At 70.0% G+C, this 21466-nt stretch carries 22 protein-coding genes and 1 tRNA gene; 10 read left to right on the top strand and 13 right to left on the bottom strand.

The genetic code is table 11. The features are described from left to right. Positions 1-4 precede the first annotated feature (4 nt). The 4 genes from J5V96_RS13905 to csrA all read left to right on the top strand — a co-directional run bounded on the left by J5V96_RS13905 (position 5) and on the right by csrA (position 4282). The gene (locus J5V96_RS13905; protein WP_208504372.1) at positions 5-763 is read left to right on the top strand and encodes a flagellar biosynthetic protein FliR; all 759 of its coding nucleotides are present in this window, start codon (positions 5-7) and stop codon (positions 761-763) included. After that, positions 760-1848, top strand: a complete 1089-nt coding sequence (locus J5V96_RS13900) for an EscU/YscU/HrcU family type III secretion system export apparatus switch protein (protein ID WP_208504370.1) — start codon at positions 760-762, stop codon at positions 1846-1848. Before J5V96_RS13905 ends, J5V96_RS13900 begins: the two co-directional genes overlap by 4 nt. Further along, on the top strand, positions 1845-3896 hold the full coding sequence (locus J5V96_RS13895) for a flagellar biosynthesis protein FlhA (RefSeq protein WP_208504368.1): 2052 nt from the start codon (positions 1845-1847) through the stop codon (positions 3894-3896). The genes J5V96_RS13900 and J5V96_RS13895 overlap by 4 nt, the downstream gene beginning before the upstream one ends. Positions 3897-4039: 143 nt before the next feature. Further along, entirely contained in the window at positions 4040-4282 is a 243-nt protein-coding gene (gene csrA / locus J5V96_RS13890) for a carbon storage regulator CsrA (protein WP_208504366.1), read from the top strand. A gap of 16 nt (positions 4283-4298) precedes the next feature. On the opposite strand, the gene J5V96_RS13885 is transcribed toward csrA, so the two are convergent. The 3 genes from J5V96_RS13885 to J5V96_RS13875 all read right to left on the bottom strand — a co-directional run bounded on the left by J5V96_RS13885 (position 4299) and on the right by J5V96_RS13875 (position 7894). Beyond that, the gene (locus J5V96_RS13885) at positions 4299-4646 is read right to left on the bottom strand and encodes a hypothetical protein (RefSeq protein WP_208504364.1); all 348 of its coding nucleotides are present in this window, start codon (positions 4644-4646) and stop codon (positions 4299-4301) included. Between the two features lie 2 nt (positions 4647-4648). After that, positions 4649-5524, bottom strand: coding sequence for a hypothetical protein (locus J5V96_RS13880; protein WP_236014820.1), 876 nt, complete (start codon positions 5522-5524; stop codon positions 4649-4651). An 87-nt stretch (positions 5525-5611) separates the two neighbouring features. Next, complete coding sequence (locus J5V96_RS13875) at positions 5612-7894, bottom strand: HelD family protein (RefSeq protein ID WP_307793642.1); 2283 nt, start codon at positions 7892-7894, stop codon at positions 5612-5614. 175 nt (positions 7895-8069) lie between these two features. Between J5V96_RS13875 and J5V96_RS13870 the strand changes: the two genes are divergently transcribed. Next, positions 8070-8471 (top strand): VOC family protein, encoded by a 402-nt coding sequence (locus J5V96_RS13870; protein WP_208504359.1) that lies wholly within the window; start codon positions 8070-8072, stop codon positions 8469-8471. A gap of 12 nt (positions 8472-8483) precedes the next feature. Here the strand turns inward: J5V96_RS13870 and J5V96_RS13865 are convergent, their stop codons facing one another. The 9 genes from J5V96_RS13865 to J5V96_RS13825 form a co-directional block, all read right to left on the bottom strand. Next, the gene (locus J5V96_RS13865; RefSeq protein ID WP_208504357.1) at positions 8484-9953 is read right to left on the bottom strand and encodes a threonine/serine exporter family protein; all 1470 of its coding nucleotides are present in this window, start codon (positions 9951-9953) and stop codon (positions 8484-8486) included. A 69-nt stretch (positions 9954-10022) separates the two neighbouring features. Continuing rightward, positions 10023-10502: a MarR family winged helix-turn-helix transcriptional regulator gene (locus J5V96_RS13860; protein WP_208504355.1), complete on the bottom strand. Its 480-nt coding sequence runs from the start codon at positions 10500-10502 to the stop codon at positions 10023-10025. A gap of 26 nt (positions 10503-10528) precedes the next feature. Further along, a complete protein-coding gene (locus J5V96_RS13855) occupies positions 10529-11623 on the bottom strand; it encodes a DNA alkylation repair protein (RefSeq protein WP_208504353.1) in 1095 nt (364 codons plus the stop codon). A gap of 45 nt (positions 11624-11668) precedes the next feature. Then, entirely contained in the window at positions 11669-12382 is a 714-nt protein-coding gene (locus J5V96_RS13850) for a hypothetical protein (protein WP_208504350.1), read from the bottom strand. Position 12383: 1 nt separating this feature from the next. Then, positions 12384-13895 carry a hypothetical protein gene (locus J5V96_RS13845; protein ID WP_208504348.1) on the bottom strand — a complete coding sequence of 504 codons (1512 nt, stop codon included), beginning with the start codon at positions 13893-13895 and terminating at the stop codon, positions 12384-12386. Further along, positions 13892-14167, bottom strand: coding sequence for a hypothetical protein (locus tag J5V96_RS13840; RefSeq protein ID WP_208504346.1), 276 nt, complete (start codon positions 14165-14167; stop codon positions 13892-13894). The genes J5V96_RS13845 and J5V96_RS13840 overlap by 4 nt, the downstream gene beginning before the upstream one ends. Beyond that, on the bottom strand, positions 14164-14937 hold the full coding sequence (locus J5V96_RS13835) for an ABC transporter ATP-binding protein (RefSeq protein WP_208504344.1): 774 nt from the start codon (positions 14935-14937) through the stop codon (positions 14164-14166). Before J5V96_RS13835 ends, J5V96_RS13840 begins: the two co-directional genes overlap by 4 nt. Before the next feature lie 23 nt (positions 14938-14960). Beyond that, positions 14961-15146, bottom strand: a complete 186-nt coding sequence (locus J5V96_RS13830; protein WP_208504342.1) for a hypothetical protein — start codon at positions 15144-15146, stop codon at positions 14961-14963. A 307-nt stretch (positions 15147-15453) separates the two neighbouring features. After that, positions 15454-16110: a response regulator gene (locus J5V96_RS13825; RefSeq protein ID WP_307793640.1), complete on the bottom strand. Its 657-nt coding sequence runs from the start codon at positions 16108-16110 to the stop codon at positions 15454-15456. Between the two features lie 337 nt (positions 16111-16447). On the opposite strand from J5V96_RS13825, the gene J5V96_RS13820 reads away from it, so the two are divergent. The 4 genes from J5V96_RS13820 (at position 16448) to J5V96_RS13805 (ending at position 20187) form a co-directional block, all read left to right on the top strand. Further along, positions 16448-17614, top strand: coding sequence for a sensor histidine kinase (locus J5V96_RS13820; RefSeq protein ID WP_208504340.1), 1167 nt, complete (start codon positions 16448-16450; stop codon positions 17612-17614). A gap of 355 nt (positions 17615-17969) precedes the next feature. Beyond that, positions 17970-18512, top strand: a complete 543-nt coding sequence (locus J5V96_RS13815) for a hypothetical protein (RefSeq protein WP_208504338.1) — start codon at positions 17970-17972, stop codon at positions 18510-18512. Between the two features lie 230 nt (positions 18513-18742). After that, entirely contained in the window at positions 18743-19234 is a 492-nt protein-coding gene (locus J5V96_RS13810) for a DUF6932 family protein (protein ID WP_208504336.1), read from the top strand. Further along, positions 19231-20187, top strand: coding sequence for a hypothetical protein (locus J5V96_RS13805; RefSeq protein ID WP_208504334.1), 957 nt, complete (start codon positions 19231-19233; stop codon positions 20185-20187). The genes J5V96_RS13810 and J5V96_RS13805 overlap by 4 nt, the downstream gene beginning before the upstream one ends. 485 nt (positions 20188-20672) lie before the next feature. On the opposite strand, the gene J5V96_RS13800 is transcribed toward J5V96_RS13805, so the two are convergent. Further along, a tRNA-Pro gene (locus J5V96_RS13800) sits at positions 20673-20746 on the bottom strand. 115 nt (positions 20747-20861) lie between these two features. Between J5V96_RS13800 and J5V96_RS13795 the strand changes: the two genes are divergently transcribed. Then, complete coding sequence (locus J5V96_RS13795) at positions 20862-21440, top strand: GNAT family N-acetyltransferase (RefSeq protein ID WP_208504331.1); 579 nt, start codon at positions 20862-20864, stop codon at positions 21438-21440. The last annotated feature ends 26 nt before the right edge of the window (positions 21441-21466 follow it).

Genomic DNA, 21466 nt, shown 5'->3' with positions numbered 1-21466 from the left:
CGCCGTGCTCATCCCCGTGGACTTCACGTGGCTCGAGGCCACGATGATGGCTGCCGTCCGCATCACCGCCTTCCTGATGATCGCCCCGCCGTTCTCGCATGGCGCCATTCCCGCGCGCGTGAAGGCCATGCTCGGCATCGGCCTCGCGCTCGCCATCGGCACCGCCGTCTCCCCCGGATACGAGCCGCTCGACACGGCGCCCTTCCTCGGCGCGCTCGTGGCGCAGCTCGTGACCGGAGCGCTGCTCGGCTTCCTGGTGATGGCGGCCTTCGCAGCGGTGCAGGCGGCGGGCAACCTGCTCGACGTGTTCGGCGGCTTCCAGCTGGCGCAGGCCTTCGACCCGCAGTCGATGGTGAACGGCGCACAGTTCACGCGCCTGTTCCAGCTCACCGCGGTCGTGCTGCTGTTCGCCTCCGACGGCTACCAGCTGATCATCGCGGGCCTCGCGCGCAGCTTCACCGCCGTGCCGGTGGACGGGATGCTCGACATCACAGGGCCCGCCGAGCTGATGACGGACGTCGTCGGTCAGCTCCTGCTCGCGGCCGTGCAGATCGCAGGCCCCCTCGCCCTCGTGCTGTTCCTGGCCGATGTGGGGCTCGGCCTCGTGACCCGCGTCGCTCCGGCGCTGAACGCGTTCGCACTCGGGTTCCCCCTGAAGATCCTGCTCACTCTCGGTCTCGCGGGCGCGGTGTTCGCGACCCTCCCCGGCATCGTCGCATCGCTCACGGGCGACGCGCTCGAGTGGATGGGGCAGGTGCGATGAGCGACAGCGGCGAACGCACAGAGAAGGCCACCGAGAAGCGCCTCAAGGAGGCACGGGCCAAGGGCCGCCTCTCGCGCAGCCAGGACCTCACCGCCTGGGTCGGCATCGCCGCCGCGGGCGCGATGGCGACCGGGGCCATCTCGACCGGCACGTCCGCCGCGACCGAGCAATTCCTCGCCGTATCGACCATCGCGAAGGATCCGGATCCCCTCCGCGCGGTCGCGATGCTCGGGTCCGGTCTCGAATCGATGGGATCGACCCTCGCGCCGCTGCTGGCGACGGTGATGGTCGCCACGCTCGTCGGCGCGGCGGCCCAGGGCGGCATCCACCTGCGGCCGCCCGTGCTGAAGGGCGAGCAGTTCAACCTCGTCACGGGGTTCCAGCGGGTGCTGGGCCCTCACGCGCTGTGGGAGGGCGCGAAGGCGCTGCTGAAGACCGTGGCGATCGGCGGCGCACTCTGGGTCGTGATCGCCGGGCTGGTGCCCGCGCTCGCCGCGAGCGGCGGACAGCCGGTCACGCACCTCATCTCGGAGGCGGCCGCGGCGACCGCCGCGGTGCTGCAGGTCGCGGTCGCCGTCGGCGTCGCCCTCGCGATCGTCGACGTGATCGTCGTGATGCGCCGCAACCAGAAGCACACGAAGATGACCAAGCGCGAGGTCAAAGACGAGTCGAAGTCGAGCGAGGGCGATCCGCTGATCCGCTCGCAGCGCCGCGCACGCCAGCTCGCGATGAGCCGCAACCGCATGATCGCCGCCGTCTCCACCTCGGACGTCGTGATGGTCAACCCGACCCACGTCGCCGTGGCGCTCGTCTACGAGCCCGGCCGGTCGGCGCCGCGCGTGGTGGCCAAGGGCGCCGGCATCATCGCCGACCGCATCCGCGAGAAGGCCGCCGAGGCCGGCGTGCCGATGGTCAAGGACATCCCCCTCGCCCGCGCCCTGCACGCCGCGTGCGAGCTCGGTCAGGAGATCCCCGCCGAGCTCTACACCGCGGTCGCGCGGGTGCTGGTGTTCGTCAACGCCCTCAAGCGCCGCGGATCCGCCCGCGGCGTGCACGTCATTCCCGACGTCGGAAGGACAGCATGAAGACCCTGCTGAAGAACCTGGCCGTGCCGATCGGCGTGGTCGGCATCGTGATGCTGCTCGTGGTGCCGGTGCCGCCGTGGCTGCTGGATGTGCTGATCATCCTGAACATCATGTTCGCGCTGGTGATCCTGCTGACGACCATGTTCGCGCGCAAGCCTCTCGACTTCTCGGTGTTCCCGTCGCTGCTGCTGGTGGCGACGCTGTTCCGCCTCGGCCTGAACGTCGCGTCCACCCGCCTCATCCTGGGCGAGGCGCACGCAGGTCAGGTGATCGAGGCCTTCGGCGCGATCGCGGTCGGCGGCTCGGTGATCATCGGCGCGGTGGTGTTCCTCATCCTCGTGGTCATCCAGTTCGTCGTGGTCACCAAGGGCGCCGAGCGCGTCGCCGAGGTCGGGGCGCGCTTCACCCTCGACGCCATGCCGGGCAAGCAGATGGCCATCGACGCCGATCTCAATGCGGGCCTCATCACCGACGCCGAAGCCCGCGCCCGCCGTGCCGAGGTCGCCGCCGAGGCCGACTTCTACGGAGCGATGGACGGCGCCTCGAAGTTCGTCAAGGGCGACGCGATCGCCGGCATCGTCATCATCGTCATCAACATCGTCGGCGGCATCGCGATCGGCATGATCTCGCACGGCATGGCGATCGACGAGGCGCTCAACACCTACGCGATCCTGACGATGGGCGACGGTCTGGTCACGCAGATCCCGGCGCTGCTGATGGCCGTGTCGACCGGCATGATCGTGACGCGCTCGAACGCCGAGAGCGAGATGGGTCAGGATGCGGCGGCGCAGCTCACGCAGTCGCGCACGGCCCTCACGATCACCGGATGCGCCGCCATCGGGCTCTCACTCATCCCCGGTATGCCGATGGTGCCGTTCCTCGTGATCGGCGCGGCGCTGCTGCTCGTCGCGCAGCGCATCAAGGCGGGCAAGGCCGCCGCCGACGCGGCGGCCGAGCTGGCCCCCGCGGCCCCGGCCTCGGAGCGTCCCGAGGACCTCATCGAGCGGATGCGCGTGCACGCCCTCGAGATCATGCTCGCGCCGAACCTCGTCGATCTGGTCACCGGCGGCCCCGACGACCTGCTCGCTCGCGTCAAGGCGCTGCGCCGCAAGATCGCCCTCGACCTGGGCTTCGTCGTGCCGCCTGTGCGCACACGCGACAACATCGAGCTGCCCCCGTCGACCTACGCGATCCGCATCTCGGGCGTGGAGGTCGGCCGCGGCATCGCGCCCGCCGGCTCGGTGCTCGCGCTCGGCGGCGGCCTCGACTCCCTGCCGGGGGCCAGCACGCTCGATCCGGTCTTCGGACTCGAGGGCAAGTGGATCCCTCAGAGCATGCGCCACTCCGCGGAGCTCTCGGGCGCGACAGTGATCGACCGCGCCAGCGTCATCGTCACGCATCTGTCGAACATCGTGCAGGTGGGGGCTGCGCGCCTCCTGAGCCGCGAGGACGTGCGTCAGCTCACCGACGGCCTCAAGCAGGTGAGTCCGGCCGCGGTCGACGAGCTCACGCCGGCGCTGCTGTCGCTCGCCGAGATCCAGCGCGTGCTCACCGGGCTGCTCGCCGAGCGCATCCCGATCAACGACCTCGCCCGCATCTTCGAGGCGCTCTCGCTGCGCGCGAAGACGTCGACCGACCCCGAGGGGCTCATCGAGGCGGCGCGGGCCGCTCTCGGCCCGGCGATTCCCGCGCGCTTCGCGCAGGAGGGCACGCTGCACGTCGTGATGATCAACCCTCTCCTCGAGCAGAGCATGCTCGAGGCGCTGCGCCACGGAGACGACGGCACGCACATCGTGCTCGACCCCGCCCGTCTCGACGCGGTGATCCGCTCACTGCAGCAGACCGTCGCCGACCTCGATCCGTCCTTCGGCGAACCCGTGCTCGTCTGCGCCCCGCAGCTGCGCCCGGCCGTGCGTCGCCTCATCTCAGCGCAGTCCGACGGCATTCCGGTGCTCAGCTACAACGAGGCCACGGCGGGCGGCTTCGCGATCGAGACGGTCGGCGTCGTCCGCGACGACTCCGCCGTGGGCCTCGGCCTCCCGGCCTGACCCACGCCGCGCCCGCCCGCGCTTCTGGTCAGAACACGCCGCCGGTAAGGCTTCGTAGGCGGCGATTTGTGACGGCAAGGCGCGGGGCGCGCCCGTGTCCCGCGCCTAACCTTTCCCGACGGTCAGCCCGATAGTCTGATCCGATGCTGGTGTTGACAAGGCGGATCGGCGAGAGCGTGCTCATCGGCGACGACGTCGAGGTGACGATCCTCGATATCAAGGGCGACGCCATCCGCATCGGCATCCAGGCGCCGCGCGAGACGCGCATCCAGCGCTCCGAGATCGTCGAGGCCGTGGCCGCCTCGAACGCCGAGGCCGCACACGCCGGAGACGACGCGGAGGCCGCCCTCCGCGCCGCCTTCACCGCGCGCGCCGCCGCCGACTGACGCGACGCCGCCCCGGTCAGTCCGCGTCGATCAGCTCGAGCAGCTTCTTCGCGGCCTTCGCGATCTCGTCGTGGTCATACTGCGCCGCGCGCGACTCGAGCGAGATCACGGCACAGCGGTGCACCTTCGCGTAGTCGCCGAAGGGGAACTCGTAATGCGCCTTCGTCTCCTCGTTCTCCGAGGTGTCGATACCGAGGTGCCAGCGCGCGTACTCGCTCCAGCCGTGCTCTTCGCGCCAGGCCGTCTCCTTCTTCGCCGGCAGCGCGTGCTCGCTCCAGTCGTCGCGCTCGTCCCGCACGACCTTGCCGTCGCGGATCAGCTTCCGCGCGTGCCGCAGCGCCGCCTCGTTCAGCTTCACCGTCATGCTCAGCGCCCGAATCCCGCGCGGTCGACGCGGCGATGGTAGCGCATGCCGGCGAGGCCACCGAGGATCGCACCCAGCAGGCTGATGACGAGCGCCGCTACGGCGGTGATGATCCCCGCGGTGGTCAGCTCCCCCTCGTTGAACGGCAGTCGGGGGAAGGTGTTGACGTTGGCGAGGATGTTCCACTGCGCACCGGCGATCGCCGTGATGATCGCGACGACGATCGCCACGATCACGGCCCACAGCCACACGGCCACGCCCTGCTTGGCGCCGCTGAAACGGGCCATGCGACCGGCGACGTAGCCGCCGCAGTAGTACGAGATCAGCAGGATCACCGCGACCGCGATCGCGCCGGCGATGCCGATCGTCTCGGCGTTCTCCTGCATGGCCTCCTCGGGGTCCATCTGTGCGCCGAGACCCAGCGCGGCCCCGGCACCCGCCACCAGCGCGGTCAGCAGCACGGTCATGCCCATGGCGGTGAGCCAGCCGAAGAAGGCCGAGCCGAACTTCATCCCGCCGAACTCCTCCTTCTCGCGTGCCACGACCTCCTCCCGTGCCACGGCGGCCGAGGCCACCGGCGCCGGCTCGACCACGGTCGTGTCATCGGTCACGCCCCGCGCATCCGCGCGCCGGTCATCGGCTCGCGCGTCATCCGCGCGCCGCTGGTCGACATACGTGTCATCCGCTCGTCCGGAGGTGGTGCGGTCGTCCACCGGCGGAGGCGTGTACACCGCGGTCGGCTCGTCGCTGCCGCGGCCGGCGTCGAGATCGGGCGACCGATGTCCGGTCGTCACCGACTCGTCGTGCACGTGATCGGCGGCCTGCTCGTCGGCGCGGCGACGCGCGTCATCTCGATCTCGATCGATGGGAGTGCTCATGGCAGTGCTCCTTCCGGGTTCACCTGCCTCCAGAGAACTCGCAATGCCGCAACCATCCCAGGGCATTGCGCCCAGCGGCCTCACGCGCTAGGAGCCCGACAGGATCACCAGTTCCCGCGTCGAACGGGTCATCGCCACGTACCGGTCGACCGTCCCCTCGATGCCGTCGCCCCAGCGATCCGGATCCACCAGCACGACCAGGTCGAACTCGAGACCCTTCGCCTCGATCGGATCGAGCGAGCGCACGCGCCCCGACCCGTCGAACGTCGGGTCGCCGATCACCGCGGCAACTCCCTCCTCGTGCGTGGCCAGCCACTCGGTGAGCACCGCATCCCGCTCCCCCGTGGCGCCGCGTCGCACGGGAATGCCGCTCGACCGAATGGATCGCGGCACGTTCGCATCGGGGAACACCGCGCGGATCACGGGCGCCGCCTCCGCCATGACCTCCTCCGGCGTGCGGTAGTTGACGGTGAGCGCGGCCAGTTCGACGTGCCGCAGGCCGGCGACCGCGAGGCGCTCGTGCCACGTCTGCGTGAATCCGTGCCGCGCCTGCGCGCGATCGCCGACGACCGTGAACGAGCGTGCGGGGTTGCGTCGCAGCAGCATGCGCCACTCAGCGTCGGTGAGCTCCTGCGCCTCGTCGACGACGATGTGCGCGAACGGCCCCGCCAGCGGATCACCCGGATCGACGGCCACGGCCGGCACGGCGAGCGTCGACCGCAGATCCTGCCCGCGCAGCATCGACATGACCCGCATGTCGGACTGGTCGTTCTGGATCAGGTCGTCGACCACGTCGTTCATCCGCGCCCGCTCGGCCGCAGCCTCCGCCTCGGCCCGCCTCCTGCGGATCGCGAGCTCCGGATCGCCGACGCGCAGGCGGGCGACGTCCAGAAGCGACAGGTCGGCGCGGGTCCACGGCGCGTCTGCGGCGCGTTGCAGCGCGGCAACCTCGTCGGGCGCGAGCCAGGATGCGACCCTGCCGAGCAGAGCCGCGTCGGTCCACAGCGCGTGCACCAGCGCCACAGGGTCCAGCAGGGGCCACGCGGCGTCGAACGCCGCGCGCAGCCGCTCGTTCTCGGCGAGCGCGGCGCGCATCGCGTCGTCCCCCTCCCCCGCCAGGCCGAACGCGTCGAAGTCCTCCTCCGCGTCGAACCCCGCGGAGCGCTCCTCGGCCCGACGCTCGTCATCCCACGCGGTGGTGCCGGCATCGCCCCACCCCTCGTCACCCCAGCGGTCATCGCCCGCATCAAGGTCGTCGTCCGCGGGCAACACGACAGCGGCGGCGCGTTCGATCAGGGTCTCCAGCAGCGCGTCCCATGCCTGCCCGCGGGCCTCGTTGTGGTTCGCGCCCGGATCGATCGCGGCGAACGCCTCCGACCAGTCCGCGGGCGTGACGCGCAGATCGCCCCACCGGGTCTCGAGCGTCACGGTGCGCGTGGGCAGATTCTCGCGCAGCCGCACCGCGATCTCGATCGCCCTCTCCATCCGCGCGTCCGCCTTCAGCCGGGCCACGCGCTGATCCGGATCGTCGACGGCCGCGGATCCCTCCGGTACCAGATCCCCGAGCGTCGCGATGCGCACCCCCTCCTCGCCGAGGCCCGGGAGGATGTCCGCGACGTAGTCGGCGTAGGCCTGCGAGGGCCCGACGAACAGCACGCCGCCCCGCCCGGCCTGCATGCGGGGATCGGCGTACAGCAGGTAGGCGGCGCGGTGCAGCGCGACCACGGTCTTGCCGGTGCCGGGACCGCCGTCGACGACGAGCGCACCATCCGATCCTGCGCGGATGATCGCGTCCTGATCCGCCTGGATCGTGCCGAGCACGTCGCGCATGCGGGGCGAGCGGCTGGCGCCGAGGCTCGCGATGAACGCCGACTGGTCATCGAGCGCGGCGCGCGCGGCGAGCGCGTCGGCGGTGAACGCCTCGTCCCAGTAGTCGGTGATGCGGCCGCCGCTCCAGCGGTAGCGGCGGCGGGTCGACAGCCCCATGGGGTGCGCATGCGTGGCTCCGAAGAAGGGCTCGGCGGCGGGGGCGCGCCAGTCGACGAGCAGCGGATCGCCGGCGTCGTCGGTCAGCGCGAGCCGGCCGATGTAGAGAGTGCCGTCCTCGCCGACGATGCGTCCGAGGCAGAGGTCGAGCCCGAAGCGGCGCAGCATACGCAGACGGGCGGTGAGGCGATGGATCTCGAGGTCTCGATCCAGCGCGGCCTGGCCGTGACCGGCGGGGGCACGGCGCTGCTCGGCGAGACGCGCCTCCAGGTCGTCGATCTGACGGGCGAGGCTGGCGCCGATGCGCGCGAACTGCGCGACGTCGTCGGCGATGAGGGCGGGGTCTGATTTGGCGGGATGGGCGTTCAGATCAAAGGGCAGCACGGACGCCTCCAGACGGTAGGGAACGGGCCATTCTGCCCCGGGACGGGGGCCTTGCGGCAAGGCCCCTCCCCTCCCGTATCCTGGAAGTGCAGGAGGTTCCCGTCCGGTCGAGCGCCTGCCCCCGGAGTGTTCAGCGCTCGCCCTCCCCGCGAGCGTCGCCCCTAGGATGACCCGCATGCCCGTCTTCGATCATCTCGGTCTCTCCGTCGCCGACCTCCCCCGCGGCATCGCCCAGTTCGATCCGATCCTGCAGGCGCTCGGCTTCGAGCGCACCGACGCCGACGACAGCGTCGCGTGGTGGCAGGAGGGCGATGTCGAGCTGATCCTCTATCCCGCCCGCGAGCCCGATTCCGGCCCGCACCAGCACGGACGGGTCGGATGGCAGCACCTCGCCTTCGCCGTCGACTCCCGGGAAGAAGTGGATCGCCTGCACGCGATCGCGATGGAGGCCGGCTGGTCGGCCGTGCGCGATCCGAAGATCTACGAGCGCTTCAGCCCGCGCTACTACGCGTCCTTCGTCGAAGAGGACAACGGCATCCGCCTCGAGTTCATGTACAACCCGCCGCGAGACGCCTGACGCCTGACGTCGTCAGGCGAGCTCGCGCTCGTCGCGCCCCGCGGGCGGCGTGGTGACGATGAGGCGCGAGCCGCCCGCCGTCGGACGCGGCTGCATCCGGCGGCCGACGCGCAGATCGCCGAGCGTGCGCGCGAGAGGCGATCCGACGAACAGCCCGAGCGTGGCGCCCGCGGCGAGCGCGACGCCCACCATTCCCGCCGTCGTGAGCGTCGAGGCCGCGAAGAGCATCTCGTCGGTCTCCCCGGCCGCCTCCACGAGCCCCAGGAGCCCTCGGAACACCACGGAACCGGGAACGAGCGGCACGATGGCGGCGGTGGTCACCGCGACCGACGGCACGTGCAGGCGGCTCGCCACCATCGCGCCGATGATGCTGGCCACAAGCGCTCCCGCGAAACTCGCGGGAGCTTGCGCGAGGCCCGCGGCACTGGCGACCGCGAAACCCGCCCATGCGATGACGCCCAGCAGCGCGCTGACCACAACGACGCCGAGCCCCGCGCCGTTGAACACCGCCACCGCGATCGCCACGATCACCGCGCCGGCGAACTGGCCGGGGAGCGTTCCGAGGGGCAGCGCCTCGCTCGGCGGCTCCATGCCGATGCCGAGCGCACGCGCGAGCTCCAGGCCGACGACGATGCCGAGCACCACGCCGAGTGTCTGCACCGTGAGCTCCAGGATGCGCCCGCCCGCGGTGAGTGAGAAGCCGTCGATGGCATCCTGGGCGGCGCCGACCACCGCGAGCCCGGCGAGCATCAGCACGATGCCCGACGAGACGACGATCGAGGCGCGCACGTCGACGAAGGGCGGCACGCCCGCGGCGGCGAGCATCGCGGTGATCACCGTCAGCACCGTGAGCACGAGCGCGCCAGCGATCTGGCTGAAGAACAGCGGCACCTGCAGCCGCGCCAGCCCCGCCTGCGTGAGGGCGACGGCGAGCGCGGCGACGAACGTGACGGCGAGGATCGCCGGCGAGGCGCCGAACATCAGGCCCACACCGACGGCGAGCATCGTCTGGGCGAGCATGACCACTGTCGGCCGGTAGCGGAAGGGACGGCGCCGGATCTCGCGGAAGCGCGCGCGGGCCTCCCCCAGGTCGAGCCCGGCTTCGATGTCGCGCACCAGGGTCTGCAACGCCTGAAGCTTGGTGTGGTCGGGCACGGCCGATCGCACCACGCGCATCAGCGTGATGGGCCAGTCCTCGCCGTGGCGGTGATCCGAGACCGTCACCGAGTTGAACGTGACGTCCACGTGCACGCTCGCGAGGCCATAGGCCCGCGTGATGCGCAGGGCCGCCAGCACGACCTCCTTCGCCGAGGCCCCGACCGACAGCATGACCTCGGCGACGCGCATCGCGAGGTCGATGACGCGCACGACGGTGGAGTCGTCGATGACGGGAATCGCCTCGGTCAGCGTGCGATCCGAGGCGTCGGAATGGATCGCCCGGCGCACGGTCTCGATCATCCAGCGACCGCGTCTGAGAGCCATGTCTCCATCCTCTCCGACGCCGACCCGACCGCGGCTGAATGCCCGTGTCGCGCCGGACGGCGTGCCGGATCAGCCCTGCTCGTCGGGCTGCAATCGCGACCAGATGCGCTGCAGATCGCGCAGATCCTGCTCGTCGAGACGGTCGAGGAAGATCCGCTTCAGGTCGGCGTAGTGCCGCGCCCACGCGCGGCGCAGCAGCTTGCGTCCCTCGGCCGTGAGCACCGCCACGAACCCGCGCCCGTCCCCCGCGGCACGCCGCCGCTCGATGAGTCCGCGCGCCTCGAGGCGATCGGCGAGGCGGGTGAAGCCGCCCGTGGACATCAGCTGACGCTGCGCCAGCTCGGCCATGCGCATGCCGTCCGCGCCCGCCTGGGCGAGCAGCGCGAGCACGCTGTACTCGGCCATGCTGACGTTCAGCGGCGCGAGGCCGGCTTCGATCTCGCGCCAGAGACGGTCGTGCGTCAGCAGCAGGCCTGTCCAGGCGGCCTCTTCGTTCTCGGTCAGTCGCGGCGACGCCATGCCCGCGACGATACCTGACTGCGCAGACATGTTGTCGCGCCCACTGGGCGACCGGGTCAGCCGAATCGCAAGTCGAAGGCGGCCCAGCCGTGGCGCTCGCCGTTCACCTGCGCCTGCACGCCGTGCTCGCCCGGATGATGCACCCGGGTGGTCATGGGCCGCAGCGCGTGCCGCTTGGCGAACGCCGCACGCTCGCCCGGCTCCAGGGTGCGGGTCGCGAGCTTGAACACCTTGGGGGCGACGCTGCCGTTCGCCTTCACGTAGTGCACCACGTAGTCGACCACCGCCGCGGCCGGCACGGATCCCTCGTTCGTCACCGTGAAGCGCAGGTCGATCGACCCGGGGAAGGCCACTGACGCCTCGGCCAGTTCGATCTCCCCGACAGCGAACGAGGCGGGTGCGAATCCGAGCAGCGCGAGCGCGCCCGGATGCCCCTTCTTGACGAGTGTGCGCAGCCCGCGCTTCACGACGGCGCGCGTGTGCGCATCGGGCTCCGCGAGCCAGCGTTTCGCCGTCTCGATCACCACGTCCGGTGCGTGCCTGCTGAGGTCGTTGAGATGGTTGCCGACCGAGCGCCGCACGTAATCGCTGGGATCACGGTAGAGCGCATCCAGGATCGGCAGCGTCGCCCGCGGATCGGCGACGAGCGCTTTCACCCGGATCGCCCACGGCAGGTACGCGCGCGTGCCCTCGCTCGCGAGGCGCCGCACGTGCTCGTCCGGGCTCGCGGTCCACGTCTGCACGATCGCCAGCGCGCGGCCGAGATCATGCTCGAGCAGCCGCCGGATCGGGAACTCGGCCGACAGCCGCCCCGTGAGCGCGGCCATCAGGGCCATCGCCTCATCGAAGGCCGCATCGGTGCCCGCGGCGAGCGCGCGCGTGGTCACGGCCTCGCCGACGGGCCACACGACCCAGCCCTCGCATCCCGGATCGCGCAGCACAGCCCGCACCCCGGCAGCCAGGTCGCCGGGCACGGCCACCTCCAGTGCCGCGGCCACGAGGTCTGTGCGCTGCCGCAGGCTCAGCGGCTCGAGCTGCTCGGCGCTGATCCGCGTCAGCCCCGCGACATCCGCCTCCGGCGCGACGCGCGCGATCCGCTCCGCCAGGTCGCCGATCACCGACGTGTTGATCAGCTCGTTCATCGCGCCCATGACCCCCACGCTAGGCGGGGCCACCGACACCGGAGGCCGACGGGACTACGCGACGCCCTCGACCGGGCGATTCAGCTCACGCAGTTCGCGACCATCGCCCTCGGGGAGCGCCAGCGAGATGAGGTGGGATGCCGCCGTGATGAACGAGGCGAAGAGCACAACGAGGTCCCCCTGCGCCAAGAGCACAACGGGCACCGCGACGATCAGGGGCGCGATCGGACCGGCGACGATGATCGCCCTGTCGCGAGCGGTCGAACCCGTCGACCGCCACACCAGCCCGGCGGCGAGCGGGGTGATTCGCAGCGTCATCGGCGCCCCCGCACCCGCGAGGATCCGGAAGGCGACGGCATGACCGACCTCGTGGACCACGAAGGATGCCGCGACGATGAGAGCGCAGACGCCGGCCCACGCGATCAGCACGAACCCGCTGAGGAACGCCGCCATCGGCACCAGCGTCACCGAAGCGGTGATGAACGGATGGGCTCTCACCATCAGCACGCAGACCCTCAGCGCCGCCCCCCGCACGCTGCTCGGGAGCGGATGAGCCGACACGAGGTCCACGGCGAACGGTCCCGGGCCGCGGCTCGTCGGCGTGCTGGAGGCCATGCCGATCCGAAGCACCGCCTGGGCCGCCTCCCGATCGTGCCGGGTGGAGTGCGATCCGATGAGCTGCGGAGGAGCGGGCAACCGCACCTGCCAGCCCGGGGACTCCCAGACGTCGTCGGAGACGACCACGCCCGGGGCGGGACGGAGTCGCATCTCACGCATGCGCGGCGACGTGGTTGCGGGTGCCTGCCGACGTCGCGACGACGACGTAGACGATGAGGGCCGTCGCCACCCAGCACAGTGCCGGCACGACGGGGCCCGGCACCTGCGCGCTCGTGAACGCCCATCGCAGCCCGAAGGTCGACAGCGCCCACAGGGCGATGGTGGTCGCGGAGGTGACCGTGGCCGACAGCGGCTGATCGGTCACGAAGGGCACGAGCACACCGGCGACGACGGCGGAAGCCCACATCGACACGCCCAGTGTCGCCGTGTCGAGGAACCGGTCCGCCGGCAGCCCTGCCAGCCCCATGAGCAGGAGATAGGGCGCCGCGAGGGCCGACGAGACCGCGAGCGTGGCGAACGGCTTCGCCCAGATCCAGGTTCCGGCCTGCCGCACGGTTGCGCCGACCCAATGAGATCGACGCGTGGCCCCATAGGAGTACGCGCCGATCGCCGCCGCCGCGACCACGGGCAGCGTCGCCACCTGCGCGGTCGCCGACTGCGCGATCGGCTGGGCGTAGACGAGGGGCATGACCACGCTCGCGAGGGCCAGGATCATCGCGGTCACCACGAACTGAGGAAGGCGGGTGAGCACAACGACCTCGAACATGAAGGCGGCCAGCCGTGCCGAGCCGCGCCCGGGCAGCCGGATCGTCGGAGCCGCGAACGGCCTGTCCTCCACGGGCGTCGAGCGCAGCACGACCCGCGCCATCAGCAGCCCTGCCAGCACGAACCAGAGTGCGATCCCCGACCACGCGACGCCGAGCCGCAGCGGATCGCTCGATGCGGGCTGCAGCACTTCGGCGATGGCGCGCGCCGGCAGAAGCAGCGACCACGCCGATTCGGCGGGGACCGAGCCCGCGGGGATCAGATCCGTACCCACGGCGGCCAGCAGGATGAGAACGGTCGAGGTCGCCGCGATTCCGAGCGAGTACGCCAGGGGCAGCCGCACCGTGCGCATGCACAGATCACGCAGGGTGAAGAAGAGCCCGGGCACAAGAAGCGCGACAAGGGCGACGGTGCCGACGAACGCCGCGACGGACTGCGGAGTGAACCGCTGCACATCGACGAGCTTGACGATCATCGGGAACGCGGGCAGACCGAACACGAAGGCGATGCCCGTGCCGACGACGAACACCGGCAGCAGCGTTCCCGCCTGTGCCTGTCGCCTGTGCACGGGAAGGAGGCTCAGCATCGTGGCCAGCCGGTCCCGCGGCGGCAGCGTCGCGCAGAGCACCAGGAAGTACACCGTCGTGCCGAGGATCAGGCCGGCGAACACGAGGCGAAGCAGTGCGCGCTGATCGGCAGAGTAGGTCGCGGCCGGGATGACGGACGAGAGGAACTCCGCCAGGACCCATGCGAGGAACACGCTGAACGCGATCATGACGACCCCGAAGACCGCCACGGCTGTCGTCAATGCCCGCTCGCGCATCCCGAAGGTGGCCGCGAGCTCCCTGCGCCAGAGCGTGGTGCTCGTTCGCGCGATGAACAGGACCGGGTTGGTCATCGCGCGACGGAGCGTGTCCGGCTGAACGCCGCGACAGCCATGCAGATGGCCATGACGGCGGCCACCGCGACGGCCATGCCGACGAAGTTCGGGATGAACGCGAGGCCCGCCGCCCCGACGGAGTCATCCGCCCACACGCTGTAGATCCCGGGGATGTCGATACGTCGGCCCTGGGCGAACGCCAGGATGGTCGAGACGATGACCACCAGCACCGTCACGAACGTTCCGAGAGCCAGCCCGACGAACGCGCCGAGCACAAGAGCCTTGGTCATGGGGTGAGCCTTTCGAACGAGGCGGAAATGAGCTTCATCTTCCGAGACGCGTCCCGCTCGCGCCCGGTCATCACGAGGAAGGCGGTCTCGAGGGACTCCCCTCGACCGAATTGCTGGACGAGCTCCCGAGGCTGCCCGGTGGCAGCGACCCGTCCCCGATCGAGGATGACGACGTCGTCGCACATCGTCTCGGCGCGGGCGAGATCGTGCGTCGCCATGAGCACCGAGCACCCGCTGCGGGCCATCGAGCCGACCAGGTGGCTCAGCACCGCGGTCGCATCCGGATCGAGTCCGCGAAACGGCTCGTCCAGGATGAGGAGGTCGGGTGTGTGCATCAGTGCGGCGGCGAGCTGGATCTTGCGTTTCATCCCGTGCGAGTACTCCGCGATCTGCCGATCTGCGGCCGAGGCGATGTCGAACGCCTCCACGATCTCCAGCCCGCGTTCCAGATCCGTGCGTCCGCGAAGACGATCGTGGAACACGAGATACTCGCGTCCGGTCAGCGCCTCGGGAAGCGGGAGGTCGTCGGGGGCGAACCCGAAGCCCAGCTTGGCGGCCGGCTCCGACAGGGGGATCCCCCCGATGCTGACCCGACCAGCATCGGGGGGCACTACTCCAGTGAGCATGTGCAGACAGGTCGACTTTCCAGCCCCGTTGGGACCGAGCAGGCCGGCGACAGTGCCCGCGGGAACGGTGAAGCTCACCGCGTCGAGGACGGTGCGCTTCCCGTATCGCTTTGTGAGCCCTTCGGCTTCGAGAAGGTCAGCCATGTTCATGCTCTCTGATCGAGGAACTACTTGAAGCAGGCCAGCTTGTACACCCCGCCGGACGCGCCGGGCACGGCCAGTCCCGGCCAGCCGAGGCCGTTCGCCTGGCAGTACCAGATGTAGGCCGCGATCGCGCCGATGACCAGGGCCAGGGCGAGGAAGGCCGCCACGGCCACGACGACGATGACGATCACCGGAATCGCGGGGGTCACGTGCATCTTCTCGGGCGAGCGGAAGGGAATGCGAGAGCGCACGGCCGAGACCAAGGTTGCTGCCTCGATCGCACCTGGGATACTCGAGAGGGAAGGTGAAATCAGATTCGACACTGGTGTTCCTTTCAGTTGGTGCCGCTCTCGGGCTATGAGAGCGGCACCAACGTATCGAGGACGCACAGCGGTCGACGTGGACGGAAGTCCAGACCTGAGTGGCCAGGAGTAGACGAGCAGCGTTCCCGCATCGCATCTGCGTTCCGCGACAAGTGCCCTCCGTGCCGCGTCCCGGATCCGATCAGGTGCCGGATCAGGTGAAGGACACCAGTCCGGATCGCGCGGCCCGGATCAGCACCTGAACGCGGTCGCGCACACCCCACTTGGCGATGATGTTGCCGAGGTGGGCCTTCACCGTCCCCTCGGAGACGTGCATCTGCACGGCGATCTCGGCGTTGGACAATCCGGCGGCGAGCAGGCGCACGACCTCGGCTTCTCGGTTCGAGAGGGCCTCGAACTCCCCCAGCGGCTCGACGACGGGGATCGTGGCCTCCCGGATCGAGGCGATGAGCCGAGTCGTGACCCTCGGCGACAGCACGCCGCTGCCCGAGATCACGTCATGCACGGCGGCGACGATGTCCTCGGGCGCCGTGTCTTTCAGCAGGTAACCGGACGCTCCTGCCCGGAGCATCGGCATGATCGAGTCGATCGTTCCGAAGGTCGTGATCGCGAGCACCTTGGTGGCGGGCGACTGCTGGATGATGCCGGCGGTGGCCGCCACTCCGTCGACACCCGGCATCTGAACATCGACGAGCGCCACATCCGGTTTGAGGCTGCGAGCGGCCGCGATCGCATGGCCGCCATCCGGAGACTCCTCGACGACGTCGATTCCGGCCGCGGTGAGGAACACCGCGAGTGCGCGTCGCACCAGCGCGTCGTCGTCGGCGATCAATGCCGTGGTCGAAGTCACAGTCCGAGACTACGTGGCCCGGCCTTCGCCGGGAGGGGAAGGCGGGTTGCCCGAACGTCATGGTGAGACTGGCCGAACGTCCAATGCGCGGGCCTTCCTCTTCGGTCGAACATGCACATGCCGATTCCGGCGACACCCGCCGGCTCACGCTGCGAAGGAAGTGCACCATGAACCCTGTACTCATCGACCCTGTACAGAATGTCTCGGGTATCTGGGATTGGATCTGCGAGGTGCTGGGCACGTGCAGCAAGTGATGTGCCTGCCGCGTGACGAGCAACCCGGCGCCTAGCGTCTAGGCCGGTGTGGCCCGGCCGAGCCGCCCGCCATAATGAGGGGCATGTCGCTCCGGATGCCACCGTCGCACGCTGCGGGCGGTGGCCTGCTGAGGATGTGGGCGTCGACGCCGCTGCTGAAGGCCGAGCGGCTGACGCTGCTGACCATCGTCGCCGTAGGCGTCACGGTCAGCCTCGTCCTCGTGCTGGTGGAGAGTCCGGATGACCTCGCCTCCTCGCTGTTCCAACTGGCCCTGACGGCGTCGTTCGCCGCCTTCGTGTGGTCGCCGCTGCTGGCTTCGGTCCTGCTGCTGGCGGCGATGTGCGCGTCGTTCGCGGTCGGCGACGAGATGGCCGCCCTGGTGGCGCTCGCCGTCGCGGTGGGTGCCGTCGTGCGCACGGGAACGCGGCCGCTTCTTGTGCTGTTCGTCGGCGGCTTCCTCCTGTCCGCTGCTGCCGCCGCCACATATGCCGCGCACGGGATCACGGTCTCCAACTTCGCTGCGACGCTCACGGTGGCCGCGGTCTCGGGAGCCGTCGGCTACCTCCTCACGGTGGCCGCCGCCAAGGAGCAGCGCCTCCAGACCCGGCTGCAGGCGCAAGGACGGGCGGAGATCGAGGCGACCCTGGCCGAGCGGCAGAGGATCGCCGACGAGCTGCACGATGTGATCGCACACGACCTCACGGTGATCGCGATGTACTCCCGCGTCCTCGATCAGCCCATCGACCAGGAGCTGCGCGAGCAGTCTCAGCAGACGATCCGCGACGCCGCCCAGAAGGCGCTCGGCGATCTGCGCCGCGTCGTGGAGCAGGCCCAGGGTCCCGCGATCCTTGCGGAGACCTCCCGCGAGAGCCTGCCGGACGCCCTCGAGAACGCCCGCGCAGCGCTGCGTGCTGCGGGCGACACGCTGCACGTCGAAGGCCACCCGGCGGATCCGCGGATCCCGCGCGTGGTCGACGCGGCGCTCGCGCGCATCGTCCGGGAGTCCGTCACGAACGTGCTCAAACACGGCGGCCGGGGAGACGTCGACATCGCCATCGACGTCTCCTCGGACGGCGTGCGGATGACGGTGCGCAGCCCGATGGCGACGGCAACGCGACGCGACGAGATCCCCTCCGGCGGATACGGCATCACGCGGATGACCGCACGAGCCCGGCAGCTGGGCGGCGAGCTCGAGGCGAAGCAGGTCGACGATGCCTGGGTGGTCGACGTGAGCTTTCTGCTCGAGTGAGCGTCCCGCTCCCCTACTGTCCGTTGTCGAGTCCGACCCGGTTCCGCCGACGACGAAGCCCCGGCGATCCGAGGATCACCGTGGCTTTCTGTCGGGCTGACACCGAAGGGACACCTGACGCTCACGTTCGAGCAGGCGCTCGGCATCGCCGAGGCGCGCTACGGCGAGCTGTTCGCCTCTGTGGTCTGGGTCGCAGACGATGAGCGGCGCGGGCTCGTAGATGTCGGTGCCCCTGAATCGCGACTGAGCGTGCGATGGGCGCGGATATGACGTGGCCGCATCCCGAACATTTTGACCGCGTGCAGCGGACGCGGGGTTGTCGCGCCCAGAGCGTCGTCGTCGATACGCTCGGCAGGTGATAACGACGATGTGGGCGGCCGCGGCCACGGTCTCCCCGAGCCCCACCGATTCCGCCGCAGATGGCGGGGCACCCTTCACACTCGGCGACGGGATCGTCACGGCCATCATTTCGGCTGCAGTCGCGATCATCATCGCCGTCCTCACGCCTGCGCTTCAGTCACGTCAGCAACGCCGGGACGCGGTGCATGCGAAGTTTGACGCGGCGACGGCGGCATTACTCATCGTGCAGGCCAAGCGTCACGTGCCGAACGGTCTGCCCGAAAGCGGGTTGTCCTACCCCGGGAATGGGGATCAGCGCTCCGACTACAACCGCACCACCGTAGAGCGAGGCGTTACGGACTTCCTTGAGGCCACGGGAAGCGCCAAAGCCGCGCTCGCTGAGATCGCGCAGTACGTCCCCCAGGCGCGACACTGGGTGACCCTCACGTGGGAGATCACGGAGGACGACGAGCAAGCCATGCGCGACACGATCGAGCAAGCGCGCCCAGCAGCCGTCAAGACCGAACGGTTCCTCCGCACCCGCGGCACCGTGAAGTAACTGTCACCGCCGCATGTAGGGTGCGCCTCATGGAATGGACCGCAACCGTTGTCACCGTCGTCGCAGCGCTGATCGCAGGCTGAAAGGCGCAGGAGGCCTGACACTCGTCTTGACGCCCGCGCGTCAGCGAGTGGAAGCGCAGCCGCAGCGTCCCAGCGCATCGCGACCGCGATCGCAGTGCGTCTGGGATGGAACGAGCTGGATATACTCACGCGCATGGGGACTGACGCGTGATCCCGGACATCGACGACGGGACTTGGTATCTCCCGCACGGGCTTCACACGGCAAGCCTCGACGAGATCGAAGAACGCTTTGTCATCGCCGCCCCGTTCCGCGACCGGCGCCGCATCGTCTTCGACGCGTTCCGCCTCTGGCACGAGATCATCACCGGCATCGTCCCCGACGCCCGGTTCTGGGTCGACGGCGGCTTCGTCACTCACAAGCCCTGGGCGGCACCGTCGGACGTCGATGTTACGGTCATGATCAGGCCGGATGATCTCAACAACCTCACCGACGACGAGCAGCAGCGACTCGCCCCGATGTTCACCGCGGCGGGACCGCCGCGACAGCAACCGATGTCGGGTCTGGTCGACGCGTTCATCTGTCTCCGGGGCAACGTCGACAAGACGCTCTATTGGCGGGAGCATTGGTCCACGGTGCTCGACCAGAACCGCGAGAAAGTATCGGGCACCCAGAAGGGCTTCGTGGAGGTGAGGCCATGACGCTAACGGACAAAGCACTCGACGAGTTCCGCGACGCGTGGCTCGCCGCCGAGGGTGATGACTTCGCGAGCCGCCTTCAGCGGCAGTCGCTCGAAGCGCTCGCTGCCGAGAACGTTGCGCTGCACCGCACACTGTTCGAACTGACGAACCGCGCGCAGTCGGAACTCGACCTGCACTTGACTGGCGACACAGTGCACGGCCACGACGCGAACGCAGAGTGGTTCGCCCAGTTGGTGCGGGGCGTGGCCGACGCGACGAAGGAAGTCGCGAAGCACCTGCTCGATCGTCAGCGTCGTGCATCGACGCTACGCATCCTCGCGCTCAGCCCCGGCTCGGTGCGCGTCGTGCTGCGGGCAGCGACGCCCGAAGAGGCAGCGGGACGCACTGCGCAGATGACGCGCACGCCGTCCGTCGACTCGAAGTCTCTCGACACCGTCGCCGTGCTACTCGCGCGCTCCCAGGCCGAGGGCGCGAATGTCACCGATGACGTGCTCTCAGGGCTGGCTGCGAACCTGCCGCAGAAGGCACACGCAGGCCTGAAGAGAGCAGCGAGAGCGATCGACGCCCAAGACTGGGACGTCGAGGGCGAACTGCGGTCACAGCACGGATTCCAGCGCATACACGTCGGCCCAGCGGGTGCGAAGGCCCTGCTGCGGGTCCTCGACGAGCGGCAGGAAAGCACGACCGAGGTCACGCTCGTCGGCGCGATCGACGGTCAGCGAAGGTCGGTCGGCGCGCTGTGGTTCGCCCCTGACGGTGCGGGCGCGATCGAGGCAGCGGTGCCAACCGCCGAACTCATGGAGCAGGTCGTGCAGCATGACGCCGCGAACCAGCGTGTGCAGGCAGTGTTCGACGTCGTCACCATCATCGGCAAGGGAGCGAACCCACGCCGCCGAGACGTCTACACACTGCGCTCAATCGAACCGCTCCCCGACGCTCCCACGTTGCTCTGACCGCCCCAAACCGAGACTTCGACAGCAAGCGGACCGCATAGTCCGCGCACGCGCCGGGCATGACCACGGCCCAAGTTCGCCGAGCCGAGCCGAGCCGCGTCAAGTTCGGGCAGTGGCTCGACGGACGCGCACCAGTTCGAGCCGGAACGAGAACGGCGCGCCGCTGCGGCCCCAGTACAGGACGGGGCCGTTTGAGACGCTTCGGTACGATGTCCGGCGCCGACAGGACGCCGCAAGGTCTGCGCCACATGTACGTCGCTGCTACTCGCGAGCGGCACCAACATCGCGCTCGTGTCGAAGCATCTCCGTTACGCGCAGATCTGCATCACGAGAGCCATCTACACATACCTGATCGGCGACGTTAGTCGACGTGCGACGGATAGCGCTGCCACACTCCTTCGGCTGCCCTCTGGCCCGTATCGACTCCGACCGGGTGCCGACAACGACGAAGCCCCGGCGATCCGAGGATCACCGGGGCTATTCTGTCGGGCTGACAGGATTTGAACCTGCGACCCCTTGACCCCCAGTCAAGTGCGCTACCAAGCTGCGCCACAGCCCGATGCCCACCGAAGCAGGCAACTCGAACAGTCTAGCCGGTCGCGCGCGGTGCCGCGAACCGCGCCCCCGAAGCGCGTTCGTCGCGCGTGTCGGAGGCCCGGTCTACCCTGATCGGCATGACCGAGATCACGACTCGACCGGCCACGATGGCCGAGTGGGACGACGTGCAGGCGGCGCTCTCGGGCGGGGGCGACGGGCGCTCCTGCCAGTGCGCGTGGCCCATGCTCTCGAACGCGGAATGGAACGCCACCACCGTCGAGCAGCGCGGCGAGCTGCTGCGCCACGAGCTGCAGTCAGGGCCCCCTCCCGGTCTCGTCGCGTACGTCGACGGCGAGCCCGCGGGATGGATCCGGATCGGTCCCCACCCTGCTCAGCAGCGCACCATCCGCACCCGCATCGTGAAGACCGGATCCGCGCTCCCCCTCGACGATGAGGGGGTGTGGGCCGTCACCTGCTTCTCCGTGCGCCGCGAACACCGCCGCCTCGGGCTCAACGCAGCCCTGCTCGCGGCGGCCGTCGACTACGCCCGCGCGAGCGGCGCGCGGGTGGTGGAGGGCTACCCCATCGCCACCGACACGACGAAGCCGTCGACCAACGCGCTGTTCGTCGGCGCGGTCTCGACCTTCCTCCGGGCCGGCTTCCGCGAGGTCGCCCGCCCCACACCCAACCGGGTCGTCGTCGCGCTCGACCTCTGACCGCCGGCACTCCATACGATGGACGG

Source organism: Microbacterium stercoris (assembly GCF_017592545.1).
Lineage (GTDB): Bacteria > Actinomycetota > Actinomycetes > Actinomycetales > Microbacteriaceae > Microbacterium > Microbacterium stercoris.
The sequence above is the reverse complement of the archived record's forward strand: the minus strand, read 5'-3'. Positions and strand labels throughout refer to the sequence as shown.